At 74.7% G+C, this 20,019-nt stretch carries 20 protein-coding genes; 7 read left to right on the plus strand and 13 right to left on the minus strand.

Annotation, left to right across the window (positions count from 1 at the left end; genetic code table 11):
• Positions 1–8: 8 nt before the first annotated feature.
• Both ACFOWE_RS25545 and ACFOWE_RS25550 read right to left on the minus strand, forming a co-directional pair.
• Complete coding sequence (locus tag ACFOWE_RS25545) at positions 9–1,421, minus strand: dihydrolipoyl dehydrogenase family protein (protein WP_377292085.1); 1,413 nt, start codon at positions 1,419–1,421, stop codon at positions 9–11.
• Positions 1,422–1,678: 257 nt separating this feature from the next.
• Positions 1,679–2,968, minus strand: coding sequence for an erythromycin esterase family protein (locus ACFOWE_RS25550; protein WP_377292087.1), 1,290 nt, complete (start codon positions 2,966–2,968; stop codon positions 1,679–1,681).
• Positions 2,969–3,727: 759 nt separating this feature from the next.
• Here ACFOWE_RS25550 and ACFOWE_RS25555 point away from each other — a divergent pair.
• Positions 3,728–5,035, plus strand: coding sequence for a PP2C family protein-serine/threonine phosphatase (locus tag ACFOWE_RS25555; protein ID WP_377292089.1), 1,308 nt, complete (start codon positions 3,728–3,730; stop codon positions 5,033–5,035).
• Between the two features lie 144 nt (positions 5,036–5,179).
• Here ACFOWE_RS25555 and ACFOWE_RS25560 read toward each other — a convergent pair whose 3' ends face one another.
• From ACFOWE_RS25560 to ACFOWE_RS25575, 4 genes are all read right to left on the minus strand, one after another.
• A complete protein-coding gene (locus ACFOWE_RS25560) occupies positions 5,180–6,334 on the minus strand; it encodes an AI-2E family transporter (protein WP_377292091.1) in 1,155 nt (384 codons plus the stop codon).
• 60 nt (positions 6,335–6,394) lie between these two features.
• Positions 6,395–6,868: a low molecular weight protein-tyrosine-phosphatase gene (locus tag ACFOWE_RS25565; RefSeq protein ID WP_377292093.1), complete on the minus strand. Its 474-nt coding sequence runs from the start codon at positions 6,866–6,868 to the stop codon at positions 6,395–6,397.
• A 134-nt stretch (positions 6,869–7,002) separates the two neighbouring features.
• Entirely contained in the window at positions 7,003–8,127 is a 1,125-nt protein-coding gene (locus tag ACFOWE_RS25570) for a cellulose binding domain-containing protein (protein ID WP_377292095.1), read from the minus strand.
• Between the two features lie 116 nt (positions 8,128–8,243).
• Complete coding sequence (locus ACFOWE_RS25575) at positions 8,244–8,801, minus strand: TspO/MBR family protein (RefSeq protein ID WP_377292097.1); 558 nt, start codon at positions 8,799–8,801, stop codon at positions 8,244–8,246.
• 188 nt (positions 8,802–8,989) lie between these two features.
• On the opposite strand from ACFOWE_RS25575, the gene murQ reads away from it, so the two are divergent.
• Positions 8,990–9,895 (plus strand): N-acetylmuramic acid 6-phosphate etherase, encoded by a 906-nt coding sequence (gene murQ / locus ACFOWE_RS25580; protein WP_377292099.1) that lies wholly within the window; start codon positions 8,990–8,992, stop codon positions 9,893–9,895.
• A gap of 113 nt (positions 9,896–10,008) precedes the next feature.
• Here murQ and ACFOWE_RS25585 read toward each other — a convergent pair whose 3' ends face one another.
• Positions 10,009–10,902, minus strand: a complete 894-nt coding sequence (locus tag ACFOWE_RS25585; protein WP_377292101.1) for a MurR/RpiR family transcriptional regulator — start codon at positions 10,900–10,902, stop codon at positions 10,009–10,011.
• Positions 10,903–11,086: 184 nt separating this feature from the next.
• On the opposite strand from ACFOWE_RS25585, the gene ACFOWE_RS25590 reads away from it, so the two are divergent.
• The 3 genes from ACFOWE_RS25590 to ACFOWE_RS25600 all read left to right on the plus strand — a co-directional run bounded on the left by ACFOWE_RS25590 (position 11,087) and on the right by ACFOWE_RS25600 (position 14,580).
• Complete coding sequence (locus ACFOWE_RS25590) at positions 11,087–12,649, plus strand: glycoside hydrolase family 10 protein (RefSeq protein ID WP_377292103.1); 1,563 nt, start codon at positions 11,087–11,089, stop codon at positions 12,647–12,649.
• A gap of 121 nt (positions 12,650–12,770) precedes the next feature.
• Positions 12,771–13,175, plus strand: a complete 405-nt coding sequence (locus ACFOWE_RS25595; protein WP_377292105.1) for an arsenate reductase ArsC — start codon at positions 12,771–12,773, stop codon at positions 13,173–13,175.
• A gap of 136 nt (positions 13,176–13,311) precedes the next feature.
• Positions 13,312–14,580, plus strand: coding sequence for an APC family permease (locus tag ACFOWE_RS25600; protein WP_377292107.1), 1,269 nt, complete (start codon positions 13,312–13,314; stop codon positions 14,578–14,580).
• 63 nt (positions 14,581–14,643) lie between these two features.
• Here the strand turns inward: ACFOWE_RS25600 and ACFOWE_RS25605 are convergent, their stop codons facing one another.
• The 5 genes from ACFOWE_RS25605 to ACFOWE_RS25625 all read right to left on the minus strand — a co-directional run bounded on the left by ACFOWE_RS25605 (position 14,644) and on the right by ACFOWE_RS25625 (position 18,566).
• Positions 14,644–14,970 (minus strand): PadR family transcriptional regulator, encoded by a 327-nt coding sequence (locus tag ACFOWE_RS25605; RefSeq protein ID WP_377292109.1) that lies wholly within the window; start codon positions 14,968–14,970, stop codon positions 14,644–14,646.
• A 286-nt stretch (positions 14,971–15,256) separates the two neighbouring features.
• Entirely contained in the window at positions 15,257–15,604 is a 348-nt protein-coding gene (locus tag ACFOWE_RS25610; protein WP_377292111.1) for an ArsR/SmtB family transcription factor, read from the minus strand.
• Between the two features lie 11 nt (positions 15,605–15,615).
• Positions 15,616–16,890 carry an MFS transporter gene (locus tag ACFOWE_RS25615; RefSeq protein WP_377292113.1) on the minus strand — a complete coding sequence of 425 codons (1,275 nt, stop codon included), beginning with the start codon at positions 16,888–16,890 and terminating at the stop codon, positions 15,616–15,618.
• A gap of 36 nt (positions 16,891–16,926) precedes the next feature.
• Positions 16,927–18,387 carry an FAD-dependent oxidoreductase gene (locus ACFOWE_RS25620; RefSeq protein WP_377292115.1) on the minus strand — a complete coding sequence of 487 codons (1,461 nt, stop codon included), beginning with the start codon at positions 18,385–18,387 and terminating at the stop codon, positions 16,927–16,929.
• 32 nt (positions 18,388–18,419) lie between these two features.
• A complete protein-coding gene (locus tag ACFOWE_RS25625) occupies positions 18,420–18,566 on the minus strand; it encodes a hypothetical protein (RefSeq protein WP_377292117.1) in 147 nt (48 codons plus the stop codon).
• Between the two features lie 169 nt (positions 18,567–18,735).
• Here ACFOWE_RS25625 and ACFOWE_RS25630 point away from each other — a divergent pair, with 169 nt between their 5' ends.
• Both ACFOWE_RS25630 and ACFOWE_RS25635 read left to right on the plus strand, forming a co-directional pair.
• Positions 18,736–18,927, plus strand: a complete 192-nt coding sequence (locus ACFOWE_RS25630; protein ID WP_377292119.1) for a hypothetical protein — start codon at positions 18,736–18,738, stop codon at positions 18,925–18,927.
• Between the two features lie 60 nt (positions 18,928–18,987).
• The gene (locus tag ACFOWE_RS25635) at positions 18,988–19,557 is read left to right on the plus strand and encodes a sigma-70 family RNA polymerase sigma factor (RefSeq protein ID WP_377292121.1); all 570 of its coding nucleotides are present in this window, start codon (positions 18,988–18,990) and stop codon (positions 19,555–19,557) included.
• A gap of 34 nt (positions 19,558–19,591) precedes the next feature.
• On the opposite strand, the gene ACFOWE_RS25640 is transcribed toward ACFOWE_RS25635, so the two are convergent.
• Positions 19,592–19,927 (minus strand): ArsR/SmtB family transcription factor, encoded by a 336-nt coding sequence (locus ACFOWE_RS25640; protein ID WP_377292123.1) that lies wholly within the window; start codon positions 19,925–19,927, stop codon positions 19,592–19,594.
• Positions 19,928–20,019 lie beyond the last annotated feature (92 nt).

The following is a 20,019-nucleotide window of genomic DNA, read 5'->3' on the forward strand; positions in this document are numbered from 1 at the left end:
CGGACGAATCACAACCCGTACGCCTCCAGCAGCCGCAGCCACACCTCGCTCACCGTCGGGAAGGACGGCACCGCGTGCCAGAGCCGCTCCAGCGGCACCTCCGCCGTCACCGCGATCGTGGCGGCGTGCAGCAGCTCGGCCGCGCCCGGACCGGCGAAGGTCACGCCCAGCAGCACCCGGCGCTCGTCGTCCACCACGGCCTTGGCCCGGCCCCGGTAGCCGTCGCCGAGCAGGTAGGCGCCGGTCACCGAACCCAGGTCGTACTCGACCGCGCGCACCGGGAAGCCCTCCGCCCGGGCCCGCTCCTCCGTCCGGCCGACCGAGCAGACCTGCGGGTCGGTGAAGACCACCTGCGGCGCGCCGTACCCGCCGGCGGTGGCGCGCAGCGCGGGCAGGTCGTCGGGGCCGCCCCCGGCCCGGGCGGCGATGACGTCGCCGCAGACGCGCGCCTGGTACTTGCCCATGTGGGTGAGCAGGTCGCGGCCGTTGACGTCGCCCACGGCGTACAGCCAGCCGCCGCCGACGCCGGTGGCGCGCATGCTGTCGTCCACCGCCACCGGCCGGTCACCGGGCAGCCCGACGGTCTCCAGGCCCAGGCCGTCCGTGGCCGCGCGGCGGCCGGTGGCCACCAGCAGCTCGTCGGCCTCGACCGGCGGGCCCGAGGAGAGGTGGACGGTTACCGGGCCGCCGGGCTCGGGCCGCTCCACCCGGACCGCCTCCACACCGGTGCGCACCTCGATGCCGGCGGCGGCGAACGACTCGGCCACCAGGGCGGAGGCGAACGGTTCCATCCGGCCCAGCAGCCGGTCACCGCGGACCAGCACGGTGGTCTCGCGCGCACCGAGCCCGTGCATGGCCTGGGCCATCTCGCAGGCCACCACGCCGCCCCCGAGCACGGCCAGCCGCCCGGGCACCGACTTGGCCGCGGTGACCTCGCGGCTGGTCCACGGTACGGCCTCGGCCAGGCCCGGGACCGGTGGCAGGACCGCCCGGCTCCCGGTGGCCAGCACGACCGCGTGCCGGGCGGTCAGCGTCCGGGTTCCGCCGCCGGGCAGGTCCACCAGGACCCGCTTCGGGCCGTCCAGCCGGCCCCGGCCCCGGACGAACTCCGCGGGCACGCTCCCGATCCACTCCACCTGACCGGAGTCGTCGAAGTGGGAGACGGCCTCGTCGCGGCGGGCCAGCACCGCGGCGGCGTCGACCGGGCCGGCGGTCAGGCCGGGCGCCCGGCGGACCTCGGCGGCCAGCTCGACCGGGCGGAGCAGGGCCTTGCTGGGCACGCACGCCCAGTAGGAGCACTCGCCGCCCGCCAGCTCGGCCTCCACGACCGCGGCGCTCAGCCCGCCCCGCACGGCGCGGTCCGCCGCGTTCTCCCCGGCCGGACCGGCCCCGATCACGATCACGTCGAACTCGTCCGCCACCGCAGCCTCCTCCTCGCGGGATCACGCACCGGAGGCCTCGTGCCGCCGCGCCGTGCCCGCCGCCCGTATGTTCCCCACGGAGCGAGGGCGGCACAACGGTGTTCAACGGATGTTCGAGGGGTGTTCGGTCGTGCCGTCCGGAGCTCGGGGGTGTCCGGACGTGCCGCGCCGTCCGGCGCCAGGCGCGGGCCCTTCCCCGGAGCCCGCCAGGCGCGGGTCCCCGGGAGTCCACCGGGCGGCGCGTCCCGGGCGTCCGCTCACAGCCCGCTGGGGAAGGCCTCCGGCTCCTCCTCGCCCGGTGGCTCGTCGTGCAGCGGACGCAGCGCGCAGGTCTCGTCCAGCCAGACGAACGCGTCGTAGCGGCGGCCGGGCACGGTCCGCACGTAGTTGCGCAGGTGGTCGAGATCGGGGTCGTAGACCACGCCGACGGCCCGGTGACCGATCGGCCGGTCGTACCATCCGGGACGGTCCGCGCCCTCGGGCGGCACGACGAACAGCGCGCGCTCCGGAGCGGAGGAGTGCATCAGCGCCTCCAGCGACCCCTCCCGGGCGGGCGGCACCGGCATGACCTCGGCCGGGGCGTCCCACGCCTCGCCCGCGACCACCGTGCCCCGGTGGGTGCCGAAACCGACCAGGACCACCGCGCCGTTCCCGCCGTCCTCGCCGTGCCGCTCCCGGACCAACTGCCCGAGGCTGGTCATCCCGGCGGCGGCCATGCCGGTGGCACGGGCGTCGCCGACATGGGTGTTGTGGGCCCACACGACCGCCTTCGCGCCGTCGCCGTAGAAACCGGTCAGCCGGTCGAGGGTGTCGGCCATGTGGGTGTCGCGCAGGTTCCACGAGTCGGGTCCGCCGCGCACCATGGCGCGGTAGTACTCCTCGGCCCCGGCCACCACCTCGGCGTTCTGCCGTACGGCGAAGCCCGCCTCGCCGGCCGGAGCCGCCTGCTCGACCGCCGCGAGCATGCCGACGACCTCCTCCTCGCAGGAGCCGGGGAGCAGCCGGGTGGCCAGGCCGTACCGCTGGGGGTCGTGCCCGTAGGCCTCGAAGCAGCGCAGCGCGTGCAGTACGGCCTCGGCCTGCTCGGGCAGGTGCCGCAGCGCGTAGCCGCGCACGGCCCGCAGCGAGTCCCACAGGCTGTAGACGTCCAGGCCGTGGAAGCCGCAGCGCCGTCCCGGCGGCCGGGTGTCGTTCCAGGCGCGCAGCCACCGGCAGAACTCCAGGACCTCCTCGTTGGCCCACATGAACGTCGGCCAGCGGTCGAAGGCGTACAGGGCCTCGTCGGGGGAGACGTCGCCGGTGGCGGTGACCGCGCGGTGGACCCGGTCGCAGTCGGGCCAGTCGCCCTCGACGCCGACGAACCGGAAGTCCTTCTCCTCGATCAGCCGGCGGGTCAGCGCGGCACGCCAGGCGTAGAAGTCGTGCGTGCCGTGGCTGGCCTCGCCGATCAGGACGTGGCGCGCGTCGCCGATCCGCTCCAGCAGCGGGCCGAGGCCGGTGGGACCGTCCAGTGGCAGCGCCGACCGCCGGATCTCGTCAGGGCCCATCTCCGCCTCCTCACCACGCGGTCCGTGCCTCTCATGCGGGGGCCTCCCGGTTTCGCCGTCCGTGCCCCTTGTGCGGGGGCCTCCTCGCCACGCGGTCCGTGCCCCTTGTGCGGGGGAGGCGCCGCGCCGAGCGGGTCCCCCGCCCGCTACCCGGCCTGCCGGGGGTCATGCCGCCGGTGGGCGCACCCCCTCTGCGCAGGGCGTTTGCCGCCGGAGCCCCCCGGGTACCGACTCGGGCGGAGGTACCGTCCATGGCCGTTCACACCGGACCGAACGCCCGCGCGCCGGATGTCTCCCCCCGACCCTCGACCCGGCGGGCGGATCCCCGTCCGGGGGACGCCCCATGCCCGTCCGCGGCTCTACCGGCCGTGGAGGGGTGACGTGACGCGCCCCGCGCCCGCCGGTGCGGTCCCCGTACCGCGGCACTCTCACGGGCTCTCTCCGGCGGCCCTTCTGACGGCGTCGCGCGGCACGGCCTTCCGAGGGCGGTCGCTGACGCCGCCCCGACCAGGGCAATGAGAGGGCAGCCGGAAGAGAAAAGCTTCGCCGGTCCGGCCGTGTCCGCCGCACACTATCGACCTGTTTGCGCTCTTGTGGGCAGGGTGGCCTCACCGGTCGGAACGGTGCGGCGGGCCGGTGGCAGCGGAAGGCGCCTGCCGGGGCCGTACGCGTGTGGGGAGAGAGACCGTTGATGAGCAGCACAGTCCAGGAAGCGGGTCGTCGTCGCCGTGCTCACGGAACGGCGGGGAAGAGGTCGTGATGGGCGGCAGGCCGGACAGGCACGAGACCGACGAGGTGCTCCAGCAGGCACTGGCGCGGTTGACGCTGCTCAGCGACGTGACATCGGCCCTGTCCAGCACCCTGGCGACCGAGGAGGCGGTGCGCCGGCTCTGCCGGATCCTGGTGCCGCAACTGGCCGACTGGTGCGTGGTGGACCTGCTCGACGACCACGGGCAGCCGCACCGGGTGGCGGCGGCGCACCGGGACCCCGAACGGTCCGGCGGCTGCTTCGCGGGACCGCCGCTGGTCTGCCAGGACGCGCCCGGCCCGCTGGGCCAGATCCTGCGCGGGGGCGGTCCGCTGCTGCTGAGCCCGGCGCCGTCGGGGGAGGAGCCGGATGATCCGTCGCACGCCGCGCAGGAGGGGCTGCTGCGCCGGCTGGCGGCAGACAGCGCGATCATCGCGCCGCTGCGGGTCCGCCGGCAGGTCCTGGGCGCGCTGACGGTCGTCCGCACCGACCCCGCCCGGCCGCTGACGGTCGAGGACCAGGCCGTCGTCGAGGACCTCGCGCACCGGGTCGCCCTGGCCGTCGACAACGGGCGCCTGTACCGGGCGGCGCAGCACATCGCCGAGCGGCTGCAGCGCTCGCTCCTGCCGGACCGGCTGCCCGAGGTCGGCGCGCTCCGGCTCGCCGCCCGCTACAGCCCGGCCCACGAGACCGCGGAGGTGGGCGGCGACTGGTACGACGCCTTCGTCATGCCCAAGGGGGACATCGCACTGATCATCGGCGACGTGACCGGCCACGACCTGCCCGCCGCGGTGGTCATGAGCCAGCTGCGCAACATGCTGCGCACCCTGGCCTGCGACCGGCAGGAGCCGCCGGGGGAGATCCTGCGCCGGCTGGACACCGTCAACGAGATCCTGTACGGCACGCGCACGGCCACCTGCCTGTACGGCCTGATCACCGGAGGGGAGAGCGGGCCGTGGGGCTTCCACCACTCCAGCGCCGGGCACCCGCCGCCGCTGCTGGTCACCGCCGGCGGGGAGACCCGCTACCTGGAGGGCGGCGCGGGGCTGCTGCTCGGCGTGGACCCGGGGGTGTCGCGGACGGGCGCCTACGAGGAGCTGCCGACCGGATCCACGCTGCTGCTCTACACCGACGGACTGGTCGAGCGGCCCGACGAGCACCTGACCCACGGCATGATCCGGCTCCGCCAGCACGCGGCGGCGCTGGCCCGGGAGTCCGTGGAGGACTTCTGCGACGGCGTCCTCGCCGGGCTGGGCGAGTCCGACGACGACATCGCGTTGATCGCGTTGCGCGTGCCCGCCGCGCAGGGCCTGCTGTGACCAGCCTGCCTCGGCGGCTCCTGGGGCGGTTGTGACGGCTCCGGCGCGACCACCGCGCACGGCCCGCCGTGCCGGGACCGCGCACGCCGGGGGCGTCCGCCGCTCCGCCGGGGCATCCGGCCGTGGGTGTCCCGGTGCGGGCCCTCAGCCCTCCGCCGCCGCGGGCGGGGCGGGTCCCGGCCCGCCGCCGCCTGGGGCGGGCCCGGGCCGCCCGCCCGCCGGAACCGGCCGTGCCCGCTCCTCCTCGGAGTAGGCGCGGGCGCGGTCGGCGATCCGGTAGGTGACCGCGACGAGCGGCACGGCCACGACCGCGCCCGCGATCCCGCCCACGAGCGTGCCGCCGGTGACGGCCACCAGGACCACCGCCGGGTGGAGGCGGAGCGCCCTGCCGATGATGAACGGCTCCAGGAAGTTGCCCTCCACCTGCTGCACGATGACCACCGCCGCCAGGACCAGCAGCGCGTTGGTCAGGCCGTTGCTGACCAGCGCCACGAGCACCGCGACGGCCCCGGCCATGAAGGCCCCGGCGATGGGGATGAACGCGAACAGGAAGGTCAGGAAGGCGAGGGTGAGGGCGAGCGGCACGTCCAGGACGAGCAGCGCGACGCCGATCCCGACGGCGTCGATCGCGGCGACCACCACGATCCCCCGGATGTAGGAGACCAGGGTCTCCCAGCCGGCGCGGGCCGAGACGTCCACCTGGCGCCGGCGGTGGCCGGGGACCTGGCCCACGATCCACCGCCACATGCCGGCCCCGTCGCGGAGCAGGAAGAACAGCAGGACCAGGGCGACGACGATGGACGCCAGCGTCTGCAGGGCGGTCATGGCCCCCGCCAGCGGGCTGGGGGCGGCCCGCTGCAGGCTCTGTGTGATCTCCGCGATCGCGGCGTCCAGCTGCTTCTGGCTCAGCGGCCCCGAGGTGAGGAGGCCGCGCAGCCGTTCCAGGCCCGTCAGGAGCTGGTTCTCCAGGTCACCGAGCTGCGCGATGGCCTGGTTCGCCACCAGTGTCAGCGGCCCGGCCACGACGAACAGCAGGAACAGCACCGTGCCGAGCGCGCTCAGCCACGCCGGCGCGCGCAGCCGGCGCAGCAGGGCGGCCACCGGGCCCAGCAGGGCGGTGAGCAGCAGCGCGGCCACGACCGCGAGCGTCAGCGGCGCGAGCAGGATGAGCAGCCACGCGACGAGCGCCACCACGGCGGTCAGGACGAGCAGGCAGGCGCCCGCCACGGCGGCGGTGCGCAGCGCGCCGGGCGTCGCGCGCCAGCCGCTCGGGTCGGGCGGCCGACTGTGTTCGCTCATCATGGTCATCCGAAGCTACCCAGGGATGAATCACCCTCAAACGAACTGCCGACCGCGGAATCACCGGAGGCGGCCGGCCAGCTCCTCGGCCAGCCCCTTGGCGGCGGCCTCGACCATCTCCAGCACCTCGGTGAACCCCTCCTGACCGCCGTAGTAGGGGTCGGGCACCTCCGAACCCTGGGGCGCGGCCGGATCGAAGGAGCGGAACAGCCGCACGTCGGCGCCCTCCGGGGCCAGGCGGCGCAGCGCGCGGAGGTTCTCCCGGTCCATGGCCAGCACGAGGTCGGCCCGGTCGAACCACTCCCGCAGGAACTGCCGGGCGCGGTGCGCGGAGCCGTCGTAGCCGCGCCCCGCCAGTGCGGCGGCGGCGCGCTCGTCCATCGCACGGCCCTGGTGCCAGCCCCCGGTGCCGGCGCTCTCGACCGTGACGAGCCCGTCCAGGCCGTGGTCGGCGAGGGTTCTCCTCAGCACGACCTCGGCCATGGGGGAGCGGCAGATGTTTCCCAGGCACACCACGCAGACGCGATAGGTCATGTCTGCATTCTGCCGTCTGTCCTGCTTCCACCGGGAACCGCCGCCGCCCCGGGACCCGCGGGCGACGACCCGCGGACGACGCCCGGGCACGCCCCGGTGCGACGGCGGGGCCTGTTCCCGGAGCGGGGAGCAGGTCAACCGGCCGTGCAGGCGACGGAGGGCGCGCCGGGGGCGCCGGAGGCGATGAAGCCGAAGGAGGTGCTCGCCCCAGCCGCCAGCGAGCCGTTCCAGGAGGCGTTCCGCGCGGTCACGGTGGAGCCGCTCTGGGCGATCGTGGCACTCCACGCCTGGCTCACCCGCTCGCCGCCGGTGGTCCAGGTCGCGGTCCAGCCGGTGATCGGCGAGCTCCCCGTGTTCCTGACGGTCACCTCGCCCTGGAAACCGCCCGGCCACTGGTTGACGACCCGGTGGGAGGCCGTGCAGCCGTCACCGCCGGTGGTGGGGGTGACGGTCGGCGTCACCGTGGGCGTCACCGTCGGGGTGACCGTGGGCGTCACCGTCGGGGTCGCCGTGGGAGTGACCGTGGGGGTGGCGGTCGGGCCGGTCTCGAGCAGGGCGGTCAGCGCGGGGAACCACCGGTCGGCGATCTTCCGGTCGCCCGCCGCGTTGGGGTGCACCCCGTCACCGGTGTCGGCAGCGGTGTCGAAGCCCGTCCACTGGTCGACGACCACGACGGGCGAGCGCGCGGTCGTCACGCCCGCGGCCCAGCCGGGGATCGCCGCGTTGAGCGCCCTCACTCGCTCGGCGCACCCGCCGCACGAGGCCGGGTTCATCGGGATGATCTGGGCGACCAGGATCCTCATGCCGGGGTTGCTCGCCCGCATCTGGTCGACCAGCTTGCCGTAGGCGGCCAGGATGGCCGAGGGGGAGCGGTTGCTCCACACGTCGTTGGTGCCGAAGTGCATCATCACGACGTCGGGCCTGGTCGCCGCCAGCCAGGCCGGGAGCTGGTCCTGGTCGGCGACGCCCGTCACCAGGAAGCCGCCGTGCCCCTCGTTCTCGCCGTCGTAGGCGAAGCTGCAGCCCTGGGCGGGCAGCGTCCCGACGAAGTCCACGTCGGTGTGCCCGGCCTGCTGGAGCCGCTGCCAGAGCAGGGCCCGCCAGCAACCGGGCGACCCGGTGATCGAGTCGCCGAGCGCCATGATCCTGACCGGCTCGGCCCGGGCCGAGAGCGCGGTGCCGGCCGTACCCGCCAGCACGAATCCCGCAGCCGCCACCAGGGCCGCCAGCAGCGCCGCGGCCGTCCTTCCTGTCCGCATCGTCCTCTCCCGCCGTCGTCCGGCGCCCGATGCTAGGCAGCCGCGGCGGAGGCGGGAAGCGCCCGGGGCGCGGCACCGCGCCGACCTGCGGCGTCAGCGGAGAGGGGATGTAACTTTCAGCTCTCGCCCGGGTTGAGGCGGACGATCGAGGTGTTGAGCGCGGTGGCGAACAGCGTCCACGCGGTGTAGGGCAGCAGCACGGCTCCGGCGGTCCGGTCGGTCGCCCACGCCTGCCTGACCAGGTCCACGTTCGAGGCGTTGAGCGCGGAGATCTCGGCGAGGGCGAGCCGGGGCGAGCGGCCGCGGAAGAAGGCCAGGCTCCACCCGGCGTTGAGGACGAGGTTGGCGGCGAAGCGGGCGGCGAACGCCGTACGGTCCGCTCCCTGCCGGCGGTCCAGGACACGGGCCGCCCCAATGGCGATCAGTCCGTACAGCGGCGTCCAGATCAGCCCGAACGCCTCCGACGGCGGCTGCCAGGACGGCTTGCGCAACCGCCGGTACCACAGGGACGCCGGCTTGGTGGCGATGCTCCCCACGGCGGCGGCCGCGCTCACCGCGAGCAGGGCCCTGGCCAGGGTGCTGCCGCGGGTTCCCAGGCGGCCGGGCACGCCGGTCTCCGCCGAGGAGCGCACGTCGGTCTCGGGGACCGGGGAGATGGTGGGTGTCGTCTTCATGGCGGCTCCCTACCCCGCACCATGGAGATATGCCCTCGCCTCGGGACGTGGGCCCGGCGCGGGAGGGGAATGATGGAGCCGGTGCGGGTCTCCCCGGCGCCCGGCAGGTCGCGGGTGACACGGCGCCGTTCCTGGAAGATAATTTGCACCGATGAATGATCAAGTGAAAATCAGCGACATGAGGCGTCATGAGTGACCCGCTCGCCGGTCTGGCCACCGAGCGGAGCGATCCGCGCTACAGGGAGATCGACCGGCTCCCGACCGAGGAGGCGGTGCGGCTGATGAACGCCGCCGACGCCACCGTGCCCGCGGCGGTGGCCGAGGCGATCCCGGCGATCTCCGCCGCGATCGACGCGATCGTCGACCGGATGAAGAGAGGCGGGCGCCTCGTCTACGTGGGGGCCGGGACCTCGGGCCGCCTGGCCGTACTGGACGCCTCCGAGTGCCCGCCGACCTTCGGCACCGACCCCGGGCTGGTGCAGGGAGTGATCGCCGGCGGCCCGCCCGCCCTGACCCGCTCCGTCGAGGGCGCCGAGGACGACGCCGGGGCGGGCGCCGCGGCGGTGGCCGGACGGGAGGTGGGCGAGCTCGACTCCGTGGTGGGGATCTCCGCCGGCGGCCGGGCGCCGTTCGTGGTCGGCGCGCTGGTGGAGGCGGAGCGCCGGGGCGCGCTGACGATCGGCCTGTCCTGCAATGCCGGCACCCCGGTCTCGGCGGCGGCGCGGCACGCGATCGAGGTCGTCGTCGGCCCGGAGGTGCTGACCGGCTCGACCCGGCTCAAGGCCGGGACCGCGCAGAAGATGGTCCTCAACATGATCTCGACGGTCACGATGATCGGTCTGGGCCGGACCTACGGCAACAACATGATCGAGATGTCGGCGATGAACGGCAAGCTCGCCGGCCGGGCCGTCCGCATGGTCGGCGACATCGCCGGTGCCGATCCCGGCGCCGCCCGCGCGGCCCTGGAGGAGGCGGACTGGCAGGTGAAGGTCGCGGTGCTGATGGTCCGGCGCGGCCTCGACGCCGACGGGGCCCGCGCGCTCCTGGCAGCCTGCGGGGACAGCCTGGAGGCGGCCCTGGCCGCCGCCCCCTGACCCGGTCCCGGGCGGTCACCGCCGCGGGAGGTCATCGCGTTGGACGGTCACCGCCCCGGGCGGTCATCGCCGCGGGAAGTCACGTCCGGGCGGGTCCGGCCGAGGCGGCGCGGTCACCGGTTCCGGCGGTGGGTCTCGCCGAGATACTCCTCCAGCGCCTCCCGGGTGGCCCGCAGCGCCGCGTCCGAGGTGGCGAACGTGCGCTGGGCGACGCCGACGAAGACGCAGTCCACCAGGAGCAGCTGGCTGATGCGGCTGGCCAGCGCCCCGGGCCGGAACGCCGTCTCCCGGCCCGCCGAGACCAGGACGTGGTCGGCCAGCCCGGCCAGTGAGGAGCGCGGGTTGTTGGTGATCGCCACCGTGACGGCCCCGCCCTTGCGGGCGACGAGCATCGGGCTCAGCACGTCGGGGGTCTCGCCGGTGCAGCTGATCCCGAAGGCGACGTCGCCGGTCCTCGCCAGCGCCGCGCCGGTGAGCGCCAGGTGGGCGTCGGTGAAGGCGTGGGCGGACAGGCCGATCCGCAGCAGCTTCTGCGCCATGTCCGCCGCGACCAGGCCGGAGGCGCCGACGCCGTGGACGTTCACCCGCCGTGCGCCGGCCACGGCCTCCACCACGGCGTCCAGCACGGCGGGGGAGAGCTGTGCGGCGGTGTCGGCCAGCGCCTCGGACTCGGCCCGGGTCACCTTGGCGATCACGTCGGTGAGCGGGTCGTCGGGGGCCAGGTCGCCGGGGACCAGCCGCTCGGAGGGCCGGCTGGCGACCGCGGCGGCCAGGGCCAGGCGCAGCTGCGAGTAGCCGGCGAAGCCGAGCGTGCGGGCGGTGCGCACGATCGTGGCCTCGCTGGTCCCGGAGGCCGCGCTGAGCTCGGTGATGGTGCTGCGGGCCACCGTGCCGGGGTCGTCGAGGATGAGACGGGCGATGGCCTGGGCCGCCGGGGTGAGCGAGGGCAGGACCGCCCTCACCGCCGCCACCAGGCCGGCCGGGCTGGGGCCGTCGTGCTCAGTCATGATCATCCTCTCTCCGCGGAGGTCAGCTTATTCCTCGGTGGCCGGTCACCGGATGCCGTGACGTGCGGGGTCCGGGCCGGCGGCGGGAGACGCCCGCTGATGATATTTTCCTTCATTGCCATTGATATGAAAGTAGATTTCTGTCAGCGTCGGTGCCGTCAGCTCCGTCCCCCCGGGAGTCCGCATGACAGCACCCGACCGGCGCGCCGTCCTGCGCGGTCTGGCCCTCGCCGCCGCCGCGACCGCCGTCCCCCTCCCCGCCCTCGCCTCCACCGGATCGGCGGCCCCCCTCAGCGGCCCCGCCACCACGCCGCCGCTGCGCCAGATGCGCGGCATGTGGATCGCCTCGGTGCTCAACATCAACTGGCCCTCGAAGCCCGGTCTGACGCCCGAGGAGCAGCAGACGGAGTACATCGGCTGGCTGGAGCTGGCCGTCGCCCGCCGCCTCAACGCGGTGTTCGTGCAGATCCGGCCGACGGCGGACGCCTTCTGGCCCTCGCCGTACGAGCCGTGGTCGCAGTATCTGACCGGCACGCAGGGGCGGGATCCCGGCTACGACCCGCTGGCCTTCGCGGTGGAGGAGACGCACCGGCGCGGCCTGGCCTTCCACGCCTGGTTCAACCCCTACCGGGTGTCGATGCAGGGCGACCCCGCGGCCCTGCACCCCGGCCACCCGGGCCGCAGGCACCCCGACTGGATCGTCGCCTACGGCGGGCGGCTCTACTACAACCCCGGCATGCCGGAGGTCCGCACGTTCGTGCAGGACGCGATGATGGACGCGGTCCTCCGCTACGACATCGACGGCCTGCACTTCGACGACTACTTCTACCCGGTCAACACCCCCGCCTTCGACGACTCCGCGGCCTTCGCGGAGCACGGCGGAGACTTCCCCGACCTCGCCTCCTGGCGGCGCGGCAACGTGGACCTGCTCGTGCGCGAGATGCAGCAGCGGGTACGGCGGGCCAAGCCGGAGGTGGCCTGGGGCATCAGCCCGTCCGGGATCTGGCGGAACCGCTCGGCCGACCCCCTCGGCTCGGACACGGCGGGGAGCCAGTCCTACGACAACCTGCACGCCGACACCCGGGGCTGGGTGAAGAAGGGCTGGCTGGACTACATCGCCCCGCAGCTGTACTGGTACATCGGCCAGTCGAACGCCGACTACGCCGAACTGGTCCCCTGGTGGTCCGACGTGGCGGCGGGCACCGGCGTGCAGCTCTGGATCGGCCAGGCGGCCTACAAGGCCGGGACGGCCGGGCAGCCGGAGCCGTGGTTCCGGCCGGACGAGCTGACCCGGCACCTGACGCTCAACCGGGACCATCCAGAGGTCGGCGGTGACATCTGGTACAACTCCGGCGACGTGCGCGCCGACCGGCTCGGCTCGGTCAGCGCCGTCGTCGCCGAGCACTACACGCGGCCCGCGCTCCCACCGCTGCTGCCCCGGCTCGCCGGAGGCCGGCCGCCGCGCGCCCCGGTGATCGCCCGGGCCCGCCGGACGGCCGGGGGAGTGGAGCTGGACATCGTGGCCACCGGCCGGGACGTGCCGTTCCAGTACGCGGTCTTCCGGCTCGGTCGGCCGGCCCGCCCCGGCGACCTCGCCGACGCCCGCCACCTGGTCGCCGTCGTGCCCGCGGCCCGGCGCACCCGCTGGACGGACCCGGATCCCGCGGCCGGCGCCTGGTACCACGTGACGGCCGTGGACCGGGCCGCCCGGCAGAGCGAGCCGAGCCGCGGCCACCGCGTGCGCTGAACCGCGGTCCGGTTGCGCGTCCTGCCGACGCGGCCGGCAGGGCCGCCGGGCGTCCCGGCTCTCATCTGAAACGATTTCCCACGAGAGAACGGGGACACCCTTCCGTCCGAGGAGCCGATCCATGTCCGACAAGCCCAGTGTGCTGTTCGTGTGCGTGCACAACGCCGGCCGCTCCCAGATGGCCGCCGGCTGGCTGACCCACCTGGCGGGCGGCCGTATCGAGGTCCGCTCGGCGGGCTCGGCACCCGCTGAGAGCGTCAATCCCGTCGCGGTCGAGGCGATGCGCGAGGTCGGCATCGACATCACCGGTGCGACGCCGAAGGTGCTGACCGCCGAGGCCGTACAGGAATCCGACGTCGTGGTCACCATGGGCTGCGGTGACGCCTGCCCGTTCTTCCCCGGCAGACGCTATGAGGACTGGAAGCTGGACGACCCGGCCGGTCAGGGCATCGAGGCCGTCCGCCCGATCCGTGACGAGATCCGCGCCCGAGTGGAGAGGCTCATCGCCGAGCTGCCGCCCGCCTGAGACCCCCTCGGCACGGGCGCTCCGTGCTCCTGGCCGTACGTCGGGCGGAGAGCCGAGGATGCCCCATGGCTACCGATATCGTGATCCGATATCGGCATTCGTCACGATAAGGACCCGAAGGCAGGGGGAGCGCACCATGACCGACCGTCCGGCCGCAGGTCCGCCGCAGGAGCTGCGGCGGCGGCTGGGGACGTCCGACGCGGTGGTGATCGGCCTGGGGTCGATGATCGGCGCGGGGATCTTCGCCGCGCTGGGCCCGGCGGCCCGGGCGGCCGGATCCGGGCTGCTGCTCGGCCTGGCGCTGGCCGCGGCGGTCGCCTACTGCAACGCGACGTCCTCGGCGCGGCTGGCCGCCCGCTACCCCGCCTCGGGCGGCACCTACGTCTACGGCCGGGAGCGGCTGGGCCCGTTCTGGGGCTACCTGGCCGGATGGGCCTTCGTGGTCGGCAAGACCGCCTCGTGCGCGGCGATGGCGCTGACCGTCGGGTCCTACGCCTGGCCCGAGCAGTCGCACGCGGTGGCGGTGGCCGCGGTGGTGGCGCTGACCGCGGTCAACTACGCCGGGGTGCACAAGTCCGCCCGCCTCACCCGGGTGATCGTGGCCGCGGTGCTGGCGGTGCTGGCCGCGGTGGTCACCGTCGTCCTGTCGTCCGGCCGGGCCGAGGCGATGCGGCTGGACATCGGCTCCGACACCTCCTTCGCCGGCGTGCTGCAGGCGGCCGGGCTGCTGTTCTTCGCCTTCGCCGGCTACGCCCGCATCGCCACCCTGGGCGAGGAGGTCCGCGACCCGCGGCGCACCATCCCGCGCGCCGTCCCCACGGCACTGGCCATCACGCTGGTGGTGTACGCGGCGGTCGCCCTCGCGGCGCTGGCCGTGCTGGGCGCTGACGTCCTGGCCGCGGCGGGTGCGCCGCTGGTGGAGGCGGCCGAGGCCGCCGGAGCGCCCGGCCTGGCGCCGGTGGTGCGGGCGGGCGCCGCGGCTGCCGCGCTCGGCTCGCTGCTGGCGCTGATCCTCGGCGTCTCGCGCACCACGCTGGCCATGGCCCGCGACCGGCACCTGCCGCGCACGCTGGCCGCCGTCCACCCCCGCTTCGGCGTGCCGCACCACGCCGAGCTGGCCGTCGGTGCCGTCGTGGCGGTACTGGCGGCCACGGCGGACCTGAGGGGGGCTATCGGGTTCTCCTCCTTCGGGGTGCTGGTCTACTACGCCGTCGCCAACGCCTCGGCCTGGACGCTGACCCGCACCGAGGGGCGCCCGCCGCGCGTCATTCCCACACTCGGCCTGCTCGGCTGCCTGGCGCTGGCCTTCGCCCTGCCGGTCTCCTCGGTGCTGACCGGCTCGGCCGTGCTGGCCGCGGGCGCCGCCTGGTACGCCGCCCGCCGGTGGAGCACCCGCCGTCGGTGACAACCGGCACGTGGGACGCGGGGGCCGCTCCGCCGGGGACCGCGGTGGCGCGGCCGCCGCGGTTCAGGACGGCCCGGCCCCCGTCTGCGGCGCATCGGCGCCGAGGACCTCGCGGGCCAGCTCGGCCAATGCGGCGCGGTCCTCGGCCAGCGCGGCCCGGCCGGCCTCGGTCGCGGTGTAGACCCGCCGCACCCGGCCCCCGGCCACCTCCTGGCGGGAGACCAGCAGCCCGTCGGCCTCCAGGCGGTGCAGCGTCGGATACAGCGTGCCCGGGCTGATCGCGTACCCGTGCCGCTTGAGCTCCTCGGTCATCCACGCGCCATGGACGTCCTGCTCGGCCGCGTGGTGCAGGATGTGCAGCCGCACCGCCCCGCGCAGGAACTCCCGCATGCCCCCTCCGACGACGCCCGAAGTGACGAGCCCGATATCGGCTTCCGATGCTACCGGCGACACCGGGTGTTCACCCGCCGGCCATCCGATCGTCCTTCGACAGACGGTGCCGTCTCGCGGGCGGCGAACGCGGCGTCGCATGGCCGTCGCCGCACTCGGTCGTCGAAGCCATCGGGCAGCAGCCGAGGCCGGCGTCGTCCCCCGCGACGAACATCCCCTGGCCCTGAAAGGGCGCGGGACCGGATCGGGCGCAGGCGGCGCACCGGTCCGCACGGGAGACGAGCCGTCAGCCGGCGGTGGGCTCGGCCAGCGGCGCGAAAAGCGCGCCCAGCTTGTTCACCGTCTCGGGAATGATCCAGTAGTAGACCCAGGTGCCGCGCCGCTCGCAGTCGATCAGTCCCGCCGTCCGGAGGACTTTCAGATGGTGGGAGATGGTCGGGGCGGTCAGGTCGAAGGCGTCGGTCAGGTCGCACACGCACGCCTCGCCGCCCGCGTGGGAGCCGATCATCGACAGCAGGCGCAGTCGGACCGGGTCGGCGACCGCCTTGAGCAGCGCCGCCAGCTCGGCGGCCTCGGCCTCGCCCAGCGGCTCGCGGGCGATCGGCGCGCAGCAGGCGGTGGTGGGGGCGCTCATGAGGGGACTCCTTATTTCGACGCTGGTCTAAATGGTATGCGCTGGTAGGCGGTCAGCGCGACCGCCGCCAGGCCGCAGCAGGCCGCCACCGCGGCCATGACCGCGCCGTACCCGGCGACCGGGACCAGCGCGGCGGCGGCCAGCGGCGCACCGGCCTTGGCCGCCGTCACCGGCAGGGCCAGTGTGCCGCTGATGCCGCCGTAGGCAACGGTGCCGTAGCGCTCGGCCAGCAGGGCGGGCCGGGCGATGGTCGCCACCCCGAAACCGAGCCCGAACAGCGTCACCGCCGCGATCGCCCCGGCCGGGTGGCCGCCGACGACCGGCAGTGCGAGGGCGGCGGCGCCCTGCAGGGCGAAGATCGCGGCGGTGACCGGGGCGACGGGCAGGCGGGCCGACAGGGCGGTGGAGGCCAGGCGGCCGGTGACCGACAGCACGCCCAGCAGCCCGGCCACGCTCGCGGCGAAGACCGGTGGGTGGCCGAGGGCGACGAGGTAGGAGACCAGCAGCACCGCCACCACGGCGACCGCGCCGGTCTGGGCCGGGAACGCGGCGGCCAGCAGCCAGAACGCCCGCCCGCGCAGGGCGCTGCGTACCGGTCCGGATCGGCGGGGTGCGGCCGATGGGCCGGTCCGGCTGCGGGCATGGTCGCGGCCGGGCAGGACCAGCGCGTGCAGCGGCACGGCCAGGACGCCGTAGGCGATGCCGAGGACGACCAGGGCGGTGCGCCAGCCGGATTCGGCGACCAGGAACCCGGTCAGCGGGAAGAACACACTGGAGGCGAACCCGGCCACGATCGTGACCGCCAGCAGCGCCCTCGCCCGGCGGGCGGGGGTGGAGACGGCGATGACGACGGTGAAGGCCGCCTCGTACAGCACCAGCGCCGAGGCCAGGCCGACGAGCGCCAGTGCCGCGTACAGCTGGAGCAGGGTGGTGACCTGCGACCAGGCCAGCACCGCGGCCGCGCCGAGCACGGCGCCGGTGGTCATCGGGGCCCGGCCGCCACGGGCGTCCAGCAGCCGGCCGACCCACGGGGCGGCCAGCGCCGTGGTCAGCACCGCGACGGTCAGCGCCCCGGCGATCTGGCCGGTGCCGGCACGCAGGTCGCGGCTCATGGGGGTGAGCAGGACGGCGAAGGCGTAGTACAGCACGCCGTACCCGGCGGTCTGGGTGATCGCCAGCGCCGGGACCAGCCGCGTGCCGTACCGGCCCCGGCTGCCGCCGTCCCTGCCGGCGTCATCGGCCGGGACGGCGGCAGCGGAACCGGCCGGCGGGCTCACCTCGCGCACGCGATCCTCTCCTGGCGGTGGTACGGCGGGGCGTCGTCAGCCGCAGCAGCCGCCGCCATCAGCGGTGGCGCTCACCGAGGCCGGCGGGAGCGGGGTGGCCGATAGGCCGCCGCTGATGCCGGTGGCCAGACCGACCCGCGTCTCCTGGGCTTCGGCCAGGTTAGAGGAGCACACGCCCGTCTCCGGCAGCTCCAGCTGCACGTCGCGGGCGGCCTGCCAGTCCCCGGCCAGCGCGGCCACGACCGAGCGGACCTGCTCGTAGCCGGTGGCCATCAGGAACGTCGGGGCGCGACCGTAGCTCTTGACCCCCACGACGTAGTAACCGGGCTCGGGATGGGCCAGCTCATCGACGCCGTGCGCGGGCACGGTGCCGCAGGAGTGATGGTTGGGGTCGATCAGCGGCGCCAGGGCGCGGGTGGAGCCGAGGATGGCGTCCAGGTCCAGGCGCAGCTCGCTCGCGATGGAGTGGTCGGGGCGGTAGCCGGTGGCGGCCACGATCCGGTCCGCGACGATCCTCCGCTCGACGCCCGACGGGTCGCGGCTGATCACCGTCACCGCCTCGCCGTCCACGGTCGCCTCGTGGGTGAAGAAGGCGGTCAGCAGCGTGATGCGACCGGACTCCACCAGGGCGCGCAGGCGGGTGCCGAGCGCACCGCGGGCCGGCAGGGCGTCGGCCGCGCCGCCGCCGTAGGTACGGGCCGCCGATCCGGCGCGGATGGCCCAGGTGATCCGGGTACCGGGGACCTCCCCGGCCAGCTGCGCCAGGGCCAGCAGGGTGGTGGCGGCCGAGTGGCCGGCGCCCACCACCAGGGTGTGCTTGCCGGCGTAGGCGTCGCGGTCCGCTCCGAGCACATCCGGCAGGGCGTGGTCGACGAACGCCGCCGCCTCGTGCTCGCCGTGCGCGGGCAGGCCGGAGGCGCCCAGCACGTTCGGAGTCCGCCAGGTGCCGGAGGCGTCGATGACCGCGCGGGCGGTGATCTCGGTGCCGTCGGCCAGGCGGATGAGGAACGGAGCGGCGTCGCGGCCGGTGGTGCGGACCCGGTCGAAGCCGGCGCGGCTGATCCCGGTCACCCGCGCGTTCAGCCGCAGGTGCGGCGCGATCACCGGGTGGGCGGCCAGCGGAGCGAGATACTGCTCGACGAGCTCGGCGCCGGTGGGCAGCCAGTCCGGATCCGGAGCCGCCCAGCCGTGGGCGTCCAGCAGGCGGCGGGCGGCAGTGTCGATGTCGTACTTCCACGGGCTGAAGGTCCGCACGTGCCCCCACTGGGCGATCGAGGCGCCCACCCGGGATCCGGCCTCCAGGACGAGGAAGTCCAGGCCGCGCTCGGCCAGGTGCGCGGCGGCGGCCAGGCCGACCGGCCCGGCGCCGATCACCACGACCGGCAGGTGGCCCAGCTGAGGTGAGAGCACGACCTGCCAGGCCGCGGTCGTCTGGGGGGGTACGGCCTGCGCGCTCTGCTCGGCCGGGGCGGCCGGGCCGCAGCATCCACTGCTCATGATGATTCCTCCTGGGTTCGGGTGGTCGGGGTTCAGCGGGCGAGCCAGGCGGCGGCGCGGGCGCGCTCCAGCACGGCGTCGGCCCGGCAGACGCGGTCGCAGACGGTGCCGGTGGCCTCGTCGAAGGAGACGGTCGCGGGCGTCGCGGGAGCCGGACGGCGGCGCAGCAGGAAGCGCATCTCACACCTCTTGTTTCGAAATTTGTCTAAGCAGTGCTCAGCCTGCCACTCTGATTAGAGGGATGTCAAATTAGGTGGTGACCTGAGCGGGCGGGTGCGACAGGTGCATCCTTTTCCCGGATCCACCGTCTACCTCAGTGAGTCGCCCCTTTGAGACGGAGGATCCACCATGACCACGACCGGCACCACCAGCGCGACCGCTGCGGGCACCGAGGTTCAGGCATCCGCCGAGGCATGCTGCTCGACTTCTGCGCTGCAGACCTGCTGCGCGCCCGAGGACAAGGGCGCCTGCTGCGGCACCCTGGCAGGCATCGCCACCGACGCCCCGGCCCAGGCGCCCGGCAGTTGCGGCTGCCGGTAACACCCGCACCAGACCCGGGGCCGGTCGGCCCGGTCCCGGGCACACAGGAGGACCAGGACCGTGGCACCACGTACCGGCTCCGCGACGGCGGTCGCGCAGATGCGCTCCCGGCTGGTCGCCTTCGTCGCCGCCCGCATCGACCGGCCCGCCGACGCCGAGGACATCGTCCAGGAGGTGCTGATGCGCATCAGCCGAACCGCCGCCGGCCCGCGCGAGACCGGGCGGCTGGAGGCATGGGTCTACCAGATCACCCGCAACGCGATCACCGACCACCACCGCGCGGTCGCCCGAGCCGGGCAGGCCCAGGCCCGAACCGCCTTCGACCGCAGCCTGATCGGCGAGACGGCCGGCCCCGGCGCCCTGAGCGCACTGGCCGGATGCCTGGCACCGATGCTGGAGCGGCTGGCGGAACGCGACCGCCAGGCCATCACGCTCGTCGACTACGAAGGGCTGACCCAGGCCGAGGCCGCCCGGCGGCTCGGACTCTCGGTTCCGGGGATGAAGTCCCGCATCCAGCGGGCCCGGGCCCGGCTGCGCACGCTGCTGCTGGCCTGCTGCCAGGTCGCCGTCGACGCCCGGGGACAGGTGAGCGAGGTACGGCCCGCGGGAGCGTGCCCGTGCGACGGTTGACCGGACGGCGCCCCGGGCGTGGAGCGCCCCGGCCTCACGTGCACGTCTCCGGCGAGCGGTCGTCCGGCGGGCAACAGGCGCGCAGGCATGCCTGCAGATCCACCAGTGCCTGGCCGATGCGCTGCGCATCAGCCCGGTAGTGAACGGTCTTCCATTCCCGCCGGGAGGCCAGCACTCCGCCGTCGCGCAGCGTGGCCAGGTGGGTGGAAGCCGCCGACTGGGCCAGGTTCAGGCGCTCGGCGACCTGGCCCACGGTCAGCTCGGCCCCGGCCGCGAACAGCATCAGGATCTGCTGGCGGGTGTCACTGGCCAGCGCCTTGAGCAGCCCGCGCGCCGCTTCGGTCAACTCGATCCCGTCGTTCATGGCCATGGTCCGATTCTACCGCATCGTATTGTCATTTCTGGATTTGAGAATATGATGCGGCGTCATGACCTCTTCCTTCGATGTCGCCGTCGTGGGGG

The organism is Planomonospora corallina (genome assembly GCF_042650625.1).
GTDB lineage: Bacteria > Actinomycetota > Actinomycetes > Streptosporangiales > Streptosporangiaceae > Planomonospora_B > Planomonospora_B corallina.